Here is a 9,112-nt window from a genome sequence, read left to right as displayed (position 1 = left end):
CTCGTGCTGAACCCCGGGATCCTCGCCGCCGGAGCCGAGCTCGACGTGCCCGCGCACCAGCTTGCCTGGCGAGTGAACGTCGCCCCGTTCCTCGCGCTCGACGAGTCCGCGACGACCACGATCACCCTGGGTGTCAGGGCCTCGGGCTCGAGCCGTGAGGACTGTGGTCCGCTCCGGCTCCTGACCGTCGACGAGTGGTGGGCGCGAGGGATCCCTGAGTCGATCGCGGCCTTCGTCCGTCCGAACGACCCGGTGATCGCCACGCTCCTCGGTGAGGCGGCGGAGCTGCTGGCGGACAGGACCGGCTCGCCGTCTCTCGAGGGCTATCAGTCCGGACCCGAGCGAGTCCATCAGATCGCTGAGGCGGTCTACGACGCCATGCAGGCGCGGCAGATCCGGTACGTCGAGCCGCCCGCCTCCTTCGAGGGAACTGGCCAGCGGGTCAGGTCGCACGCCCAGGTCCTCGACGAGCGATGGGGTACCTGCCTGGACCTTGCCTGCACCTACGCAGCAGCACTCGAGCAGGCCGGGGTGCACCCGATCCTCGCGCTGGTCGAGGGGCACGCCTTTGCCGGGTTCCTGACGGAGGACAGCCAGCTCCCCACCATCGCGGTGGTCGACCTCGGGATCGTCACGACGATCGCCGACTCGTCGCTCTTCGACGCGGTCGAGACCACGGCGCTCTGCAGCGGCGAGTCGACGACGTCCTTCGACGAGGCGCGTGGCCACGTCCGCCGATGGTGGTCGGCCGGCCTCGACGAGCTGAGGTTTCTGCTCGACGTCCACGCGGCCCACCGTCGCGTCAAGCCGTTGCCCACGATCCGCACGGAGGGTGACACTCGCGTCGTCGAGGTCGTTCGGGAGGCCGTGCCGGTTCCTGCTCGGCGGATCCCGGCACAGGTCGTACCGACCGGTGTGTCGGCCCAGCCGGGAAGCGACGCTCCAGCGCGCATCGAGAAGTGGCGCAGGGCCCTCCTCGACATGACCTACATGAACCCGCTCCTCAAGCGAAAGGACGCGAGCAGCATCCCGCTCCACGTTCCTGCGGGAGGGATCGGTGCGTTCGAGGACAAGATCGCCAGCAAGGAACGGGTGCGCCTCGTCCCGCACGACGAGCTCGCGGCGATCCACAGCGCCCAGGGGGCGCGTACCGCGCGTGACGTCGACACCGACGTCTTGCGCCGGATCCTTGAAGAGGAGAACACGCTCTACGCTGCGCTGAGCACCAAGGAGTACCGGACAAAGCTCGTCAACCTGGCACGCAAGGCGCGCACGGTGACCGAGGAGACCGGGACCAACAACCTCTACCTCACGCTCGGGACCCTCGAATGGACGGAGCGAGCCAAGAAGGGCGCCGCGCCGCTCTTCCTCCTGCCGGTCAAGCTCGTCGGCGGACGGGGGACCACACCGTTCACGCTCGAGGTCGACGACTCCAGGGAGATGGAGCCCAACTACTGTCTGGTCGAGAAGCTCCGGCTGACCTGGGGCCTGGAGATCCCCGAGCTCAGCAACCCGGGCTCAGACGATTCGGGGATCGACATCGATGGTGCCTTCGCGGCCGTGCGGACGGCGATCCTGCGCTCGAACGCGACGAGCTTCCACGTCGAGGAGACGGCCCACCTTGCTCTCCTGCAGTTCTCCACTCTCGAGATGTGGCGCGATCTCAGCACCAACTGGGCGTCCTTCATGGAGCGGCCGGTGGTGCGGCACCTCGTCGAGACCGCAGGTCAGCCGTTCGTCGACGACATCGACGTTCCTGAGGCCGACAAGGGGGCCGAAGCGACGACCTACCTGCCGATCCCGGCGGACGGGTCGCAGCTCGAGGCAGTGCGGTGGGCTGCGGCGGGCAAGTCCTTCATCCTCGAAGGTCCGCCGGGGACGGGTAAGTCGCAGACGATTACGAACCTGATCTCGCACCTTCTTGCCGAAGGAAAGAAGGTGCTCTTCGTCGCCGAGAAGCCGGCCGCGCTCGAGGTGGTGAAGAAGCGCCTGGACGATGTCGGGCTCGGGACGTTCAGCCTCGACCTGCATGGTCGAAACCAGACCGTGTCAGCGGTCCGGGAGCAGCTGACGGCGGCGCTCGAGGCCCAGGTCGACGGCGCTTCGACCTGGGATGCCCTGCGCTCGAGCTATCGCGGTCTCGTCGAGAGCCTGAGTCGATACCCGGACCAGGTGCACGAGGAGGGGCCCGTCGGGGTGTCTTCGTGGGAAGCGAGGCAGGTCCTGCTCGAGCTGCAGGAGATCGTGGCGGGGGGCGAGGCGGACATCGAGGCGCCGCGTGCACTGGTGATGGGAGCGACTCCGCTCGGTACGGTCTACGACGCTGCGAGAGACCTCGGCAACGCGTTGCTCGACCTCGGCACCGCTCCGGCGGTCTCGCCGTGGCGTCTCGCAGGAGCGCTCGACGCGGACGCTCTCGACCGCCCGGCGATCGCGGGAGCGCTTGCCAGGGTCGGGGCCGCGGACCAGGTCGTCAGCGACCCGGTCCTGCGGGCGTTGACCACGATCGCACGCACACCGGTCGAGTTCGAGGCGATCGCTGCATGGCTCGACTCCGTCCGGGCGGGGGTCGGTCGGTCCACGGTCGAGGCGAGCACGCAGGTCACACCGCAGTGGCGCGCGCACGCCGAGCAGACGATCAGTGCCGTCGCACGGTTCCGCTCGACGTACGGACCACAGCTCGGTGTCTTCGCACCCGGGGTGATGACGTTCGACCTGGACGGTCTCGTCGCTCGGTCGGTTGCGATCGACGGCCGCCTGTTCGGCAAGAAGAAGCTGCGGCGTGCGCTGCTGGCCGAGCTCGCACCGGTGATGACGGTCTCGTCGGGAGAGCCTCTCCCGTTCGCCCTCGGCACCGTGACCGCGGTACTGCGCGGGCTGGTGTCGGTTCGCGAGGCTCTGGGCGGACTGGTCGGTTACGCGAGCCAGCTCCCGGGGATCGCCCTCCCCTTTGCGTGGAACCCCCTCGACCACGGGCAGGCTTCCGAGGTTGATCGCTCGGTCCACGGCCTGGACGCTGCCCATCGTCTGCGGGCCACGCTGGGTGCCGGGCGCCCGGAGGCGTCGACCGCTCAGGCCACGGCTGATGCGGTCACGGCCGAGGTGCTGCGCACGCGAACCCCGGGTGATGTCCTTCCGGGGGCTGCTGTCCGAGAGCTCGGTACGGCGTGGTCCGGATATGTCGCGGTGCTCGGGGCGAACCCTGAAGGGCTCGAGTTCTGGCTCGCTGGCAGGAGCCGAGGACTTGCCATGTCGGACGACCTACTTCAGTGGAGAGCGGACTCGGCCGGCGGTGCTTTCATCCGGCTCCAGCGCTGGGTTCGGGTGCGTCGTGCGCTGACGGTGCTGACGGGTCTCGGCCTGGGGGTCGTAGAGCGGCCCGTGCTGTCGGGGAAGCTCCTGGGCCCGGACGTCGAGAACAGCATCCGTCTGGCCGTGGCGAGGGAGGTCCTTGCGGAGCGGTTCGACTCCACCGGGCTCTCGGCCTTCGATGACCTTGCCCGGTCCCGGCTGGTCGAGCGGTTCGTGGACACGGGGCAAGACGTTCGTCGGCGCATGGTCGCGGAGCTCCCTGCTCGCATCGTCCGGGCGCGCACCTTCGATCCTGGACAACGGGTCGGTATGGTCGCAGACCTGCGCCAGCAGCTCAGCCGACGGCGGAGCGGCCTTCCGATCAGGCAGCTGCTGCATCGCTACGGCGCTCTCATCACCGAGATCACTCCGTGCGTGCTCATGAGCCCGCACTCGGTCGCGCGGTTCCTCCCGTCCGACGCGGTGGACTTCGACGTGGTCGTCTTCGACGAGGCGTCGCAGATCCGGGTCCCTGAGGCGATCGGTGCGATGGGGCGTGGCAAGGCGGTCGTGGTGGTCGGAGACTCGAAGCAGATGCCACCGACGGCGATGTTCTCCTCGACGAGCGCACCGGAGGATGAAGAAGGGACGGTCAACGAGGAGTCGCTCCCGGTTCCCTCCGACCTCGAGTCGATCCTCAGCGAGGCGAGCGAGTCGCGACTGCCCAGGCTTCTCCTGTCCTGGCACTATCGAAGCCGTGACGAGTCGCTCATCGCGTTCTCGAACCAGCACTACTACGACGGAAGGCTCTCGAGCTTCCCGACGCCACCGGTGAACGGTGCCACGAGTGCCCTGCTGCTGCGCCGCGTCGAGGGGGAGTGGGAAGGGGGCTCGCGGGGTGCGGCGCGCGTCAACCGTGCCGAGGCCGAGGCGGTGGTCGAGGAGGTGCGTCGGAGGATCTTCGCGAACCCCGGACAGAGCATCGGGGTGGTCACGTTCAACACCCAGCAGCGCGACCTGATCTTCGACGCGCTCGACGCCGACCCGGACCCGCGGATCCGTACCGCGCTCGATCAGGAGGTCGAACCGGTCTTCGTCAAGAACTTGGAGAACGTCCAGGGCGACGAGCGTGACGTCATCCTCTTCACGCTCGCCTTCGCCAAGGATGCCCGGGGCAAGGTCCCCTTGAACTGGGGTCCGCTCACGCGCGCAGGTGGCGAGCGCAGGCTCAATGTCGCGGTCACACGTGCCAAGGAGCAGGTGGTCATCTTTGCGTCGTTCGATCCTCACGACCTGGACCTGAGCACTTCTGGTTCGGTGGGCCTGGAGCACCTGAAGGACTATCTGCTCCTCGCGAAGAATGGTGTGGAGCACGCCAGTCTTCGTCGGCCGTCCGCTCGCGACCGTCACCGGGAGGAGGTCGTCGGTGCGCTCGAGGAGACGGGGCTCGAGGTTCGTTCGAACATCGGGTTGTCCGACTTCACGGTCGACCTCGCCGTGCGGACCGATGCTTCGAGCCCATGGGTCGCGGTGATGCTCGACGGTCCGGTCTGGGCTTCTCGCGGCAGCGTGGGAGATCGAGAGGGGTTGCCGTCGGCTGTGCTGGTCGGCTCGATGGGGTGGGCGCGGGTCGAGCGGGTCTGGCTCCCGACGTGGATTCGTGATCCTGCCGCCGTCGTCACCGGCATCGAGGCGGCGGCCAAGGCTGCCGGGGTGGAGCCGACGCGGGAGGGGCCGGAGGTACCTGTTCCGCCCTCAGGTCCCGAGCCGATGGACCTGACGAGCGTCTCGACCGACGAGGTGCTGACACGTGAGCTCGTGCCGGGGGCGGTGGACCGGGAGGTCCAGGACGCGCTGCGCCCTGGGGGACGGTACGCAGGAGTCGTGTCCGCTCCTGTGGCCTCGCCGATACCGGGTAGCACGACCTTCCGCGCGGCGTCAGACGGGATACGGCACTCCACCTGGGTTCTCGACGACTCGACTTCAGTGAGGTCGAAGAAGATCGTCCGGGCTGAGATCGACGACATCATCGCGACCGAAGGGCCGATTCTTGTCGATCGCCTTGCGCGCACTCTCGCAGGCCGTTTCGACCTGACACGTGTGCGAGAGGGGCGTAGGGAACAGATCCTGGCCCTGGTCCCGCGAGGGGTCGTCAAGAAGGCTCTGAACGGTGACCGTGTCGCATGGCCTGTCGACGTCGACCCTGAGATATACGGGGGTTTCCGTCTCAACGACGGTGAGGAGAAGCGCGATATCGGGGACGTTCCCTATCACGAGCTCCGCAACACCATGGTGGCGGTGGTTCGTCGGGCGCACGGCCTGACCGATGAGGACACCCTGCGAGAGACGGCACGGGTGTTTGGTGTGGGTCGTCTTGCTTCGAAGGTCCGCCCACGCCTCGAGGATGTCCTTGACGCGGCGGTGCGGGAAGGGCTTCTGGTCGAACGCGCGGGCATGGTCCAGGCCGACCTGGCCTGACACGACCTAGTCGTGCCTGCGGGACGGGCCGGGCAGTGAGCGCGTGTTCGCGGGGCGAGCGAATGTCGCGCTCACTGAACGACTCGACGCCGTGCCCGTGACTGCGGACGCCGGTGGTCTCGCCCGAGGTGTGGCCTGCGCGATCCGGCCAACGGCCCCTGTGGACAACCCTGGCGCCACCCCTCGACGCCGCCACGATGGTCCCGTCGATGCAGCGCGCACTCGGCGCGGTGCGATCGAGCAGGGGGAGCCAGCATGGGCAAGGGCGTCACATGGGTGTGGGGCGTCGCGAGCGCGGTCCTCGCCGCCCTCGTCGTCGCAGGTGCCTGCACGGTCCTGGTGTCGTGGATCGTGGGTGTGGGCCGGGGTGACGAGGACCTCGCGTATCACGGGGCGGTCAACACGATGGCGCTCGCGGCCCACCTGCCGTGGTTCTTCACGCACTACTGGGTGCGACCGACACTCACCGGTCTGCTGCTGCCGTTCGTCGGCGTGCTGCTCGCTCCGTACCTCCTCGTGCTCCTGTTGTTGTTCACGATGGAGACGCCCGGGGTTACGGGGCACCTGCGGACGATCGCTTTCGGCACCATGATCGTCGCCCCGATCGCCGGACCGGTGTGGTTCGTCGCACGGTGCCGCCGCCGGTGGGCGCGCATGGTCGCGCTGGCCGCGACGGTCGAGGGCGGCCGGGTCGTCGAGGTCGTCGAGTCCGTCCACCACGGGCAGTGGACCGCGGTCCGCCTCGTCGACGTCCGGACCGGTGAGCGGGAGCAGGCATCGCTGTGGGGGCACTACAGCCGACGTGACGTGTGCGTGGTCGACGGCCCGCTCGCCGTCCTGGACCATGCCGCCGCGATCGTCCGGGGGTTCGGCGCGCCACGCGTCCGGATCCGCCCGACGACGCACGACGTCACCGCACCCGCGTGACCTCGACCCGCCCCAGCAGCTCCTCGAGCACGCTCTCGCTCACGACGGGGATCCCGTACCGCCGCGCGGTCCGGGCCTTCCCGGACAGCGAGTCCGGGTCGGCCGCGATCACGACGCGTGTGCGCCTGGTGACGTTCGGCCAGGGTGACAGTCCGGCAGCACGCGCCTCGCGCTCCCAGTCCTCGCGGGGCCGCGTCATGGCCCCGGTCAGCACGATCTCGTCGCCCTGAACCAGCGCGAACCGAGGCCGCGCGGCCACGGTCGTGACGGCCCCACCCGGCACACCGGCGCCGTCAACACCGTCATCCCCACCCGGCCCGACGGCGTCGCTCGCCTCCGAGCGAGGGTGCGCTCCGGCGTCGGGCTGGGTGGCGAGCACCGGACCGGACGCCGCGCGCTCGACCGCCGCCGCGACGTCGTCGGCATCCATCCCGAGCTGGCCGGCGACCTCGTGGAGGTCTGCGACCTCGGCGTCCGAGAGCACGCCGTCCTCGAGCGCGACCCGCGCGAGCGCGTCGAGGTACCCGTGGTGCAGCGACTCGACCTGCGTACGGCCGAGCCCTGCCTCCTCGGCCGCGGCGAGCAGGGCGCCGCGCTCGGTGAAGGACACGTACCGGTCGAGCAGGGCGAGGTCGAGGAGCGCGAGGTAGTCGTCGGCCTCGACGGGGAAGGGCACGCGGTCGAGGCGGTCGGACAGGCCCGAGAGCCAGTGGCCCGTGGGTCGGCTCGCGCCGCGCAGCACGGGGGAGAAGGCGCCCGAGGCTGCAAGGCCGGGCCACGAGTGCGTGGCAGACGCCTCGTGGGCCTGGGCCCAGAGAGGGTCGGCGTCGTCGAGCCCCAGGTAGTGCTCGAGGAGCCCCGCGGTGGCGCGGGCGTCGCCGAGAGCCGAGTGCGCGCCGTCGTGCACCACGCCCGCGAGCTCGCAGCAGATCGCGAGACCGCGCGGCGCGGACGGCAGGAACGTCCCGGCCAGGCGCATGGTGCACAGGCACGCGAGCGGGTCGATCCCCACGGGCAGGCCCACGCGCCCGAACTCGGCGCGCAGGAAGCGCGTGTCGAAGCTCGCGTTGTGCGCGACGATCACGCGCCCCTCGAGGAGCCGCGCGAGGTGCGGCGCGACGACCGCGAACGTGGGCGCGAGGCTCACGTCGGCCGCGCTGATGCCGTGCACGTGCTGCGGGCCCAGGTCGCGCTCGGGGTTCACGAGCGTGCACCACTCGTCCTGGACGCGGCCGGCGGTGTCGGTGAGGACGACGGCGATCTCGGCGATGCGGTCGTGCTGGCGTGGCGAGAACCCAGTGGTCTCGAGGTCGATCACGGCGAATCCGGGCACGGGGACCAGAGTGCCAGTCGAGCCGCCGAACGGCGAAGTCGTCCACAGGGCCTGTGGGCGCTGCCGGTACGCTCGGCCCATGACCTCCGCCGCCTCGGTGCTGTACGACCCGGTCGTCCAGCAGACGGTCGCCGCCCTCCGGGTGCGCTTCCAGGGATCGCCGTGGACCGTCGTGCAGGACGAGCAGGGGGTCGTGCGGGTCGCGATCGACCTGGCCGACACCTCGTGGTGGGAGGTCCTGCAACGCCAGGGCTTGAGCACCTCGTTCACGTTCGAGCTGCGCTTCCGGCCGGACCGGCGCTCGTGCACGATCACCGACGTCGAACGCACGCTCGTCTGGTCGGTCGGGTTCGACGGACGTACGCGCCCGCAGGCTGTCGTCGACCGGAAGAGCTCGCGGGGTCGGACGATCACCTTCCGACGGACTGTCGTCGACACCCCGCTCGAGGGTCGGGTCGTGGACGTCTCGTTCGGCTCCGAGGACGTGCGCAAGGTCGTGCGCGAGGTCCTCACCGACTACGGATGGCGCGAGACCATGCCGATCGAGATGAAGATCGGCATCGGGGCGGGGATCATCGGCGTGGCCGTTGCGGCCGGGGCGGTGGTCGTCGCGGCGCTCGTGGGCACGGGTGCGCTGGGCTCCTGACCTCCCGCTCGACGCGCGAGTCCGTCGAATCGTTTCTAACCTGGACGGGCATACCAACTCAGGGGAGATCTGCTGTGCGTACTGCTGCCATCACGGCCAGCGTCCTGGTGTCCGTCGGACTGCTCGCGGGGTGCAAGGGAGGCGCCGGCTCAGGGCCCGCGTCACCCTCGCCGACCGCGACCGACCCGTCACCGACCGACCCGTCGACCGAGCCCACGAGCCCGCCGCCGGTCGAACCGACCGGCGGGCCATCGCCCGAACCGACCGGCACGGGGCCGACGGGGCCGACGGGCACGCCGGGCCCGTCCGAGGCCCCGGACCCCGGCGACGTCTCGATCGAGGTGTACATCCCGGAGCGCACGGCCCCGCCGTCGAGTGACTGAGCCCCGGAGCAGCACGACGCACGACGGGCCGGACCTCGTCACCGAGGCCCGGCC

Annotated in this window: 4 protein-coding genes; 3 read left to right on the top strand and 1 reads right to left on the bottom strand. The window is 70.0% G+C overall.

Features of this window, described 5'->3' with window-relative positions; genetic code table 11:
• The first annotated feature begins 72 nt into the window (after nucleotides 1-72).
• Together ACFWFR_RS14245 and ACFWFR_RS14240 are read left to right on the top strand one after the other, a co-directional pair.
• Nucleotides 73-5,769, top strand: coding sequence for a DUF4011 domain-containing protein (locus tag ACFWFR_RS14245; RefSeq protein ID WP_377623386.1), 5,697 nt, complete (start codon nucleotides 73-75; stop codon nucleotides 5,767-5,769).
• 255 nt (nucleotides 5,770-6,024) lie between these two features.
• Complete coding sequence (locus ACFWFR_RS14240; protein ID WP_377623385.1) at nucleotides 6,025-6,696, top strand: hypothetical protein; 672 nt, start codon at nucleotides 6,025-6,027, stop codon at nucleotides 6,694-6,696.
• Here ACFWFR_RS14240 and ACFWFR_RS14235 read toward each other — a convergent pair.
• A complete protein-coding gene (locus ACFWFR_RS14235; protein WP_377623384.1) occupies nucleotides 6,680-8,029 on the bottom strand; it encodes an exonuclease domain-containing protein in 1,350 nt (449 codons plus the stop codon). The two genes, ACFWFR_RS14240 and ACFWFR_RS14235, sit on opposite strands and share 17 nt — an antisense overlap.
• A 79-nt stretch (nucleotides 8,030-8,108) precedes the next feature.
• Between ACFWFR_RS14235 and ACFWFR_RS14230 the strand changes: the two genes are divergently transcribed.
• Nucleotides 8,109-8,675 (top strand): hypothetical protein, encoded by a 567-nt coding sequence (locus ACFWFR_RS14230; protein ID WP_377623383.1) that lies wholly within the window; start codon nucleotides 8,109-8,111, stop codon nucleotides 8,673-8,675.
• Nucleotides 8,676-9,112 lie beyond the last annotated feature (437 nt).

Origin of the sequence: Oerskovia sp. NPDC060287 (genome assembly GCF_042726775.1) — a bacterium.
Taxonomy (GTDB): Bacteria; Actinomycetota; Actinomycetes; order Actinomycetales; family Cellulomonadaceae; genus Oerskovia; species Oerskovia merdavium.
This window is presented reverse-complemented; position numbering and strand designations above follow the sequence as displayed.

What these genes read in the sequence shown, in the direction of transcription:
- ACFWFR_RS14240 (WP_377623385.1), top strand. Translation starts at nt 6,025, where the DNA reads ATGGGCAAGGGCGTCACATGGGTGTGGGGCGTCGCGAGCGCGGTCCTC.
- ACFWFR_RS14230 (WP_377623383.1), top strand. Translation starts at nt 8,109, where the DNA reads ATGACCTCCGCCGCCTCGGTGCTGTACGACCCGGTCGTCCAGCAGACG.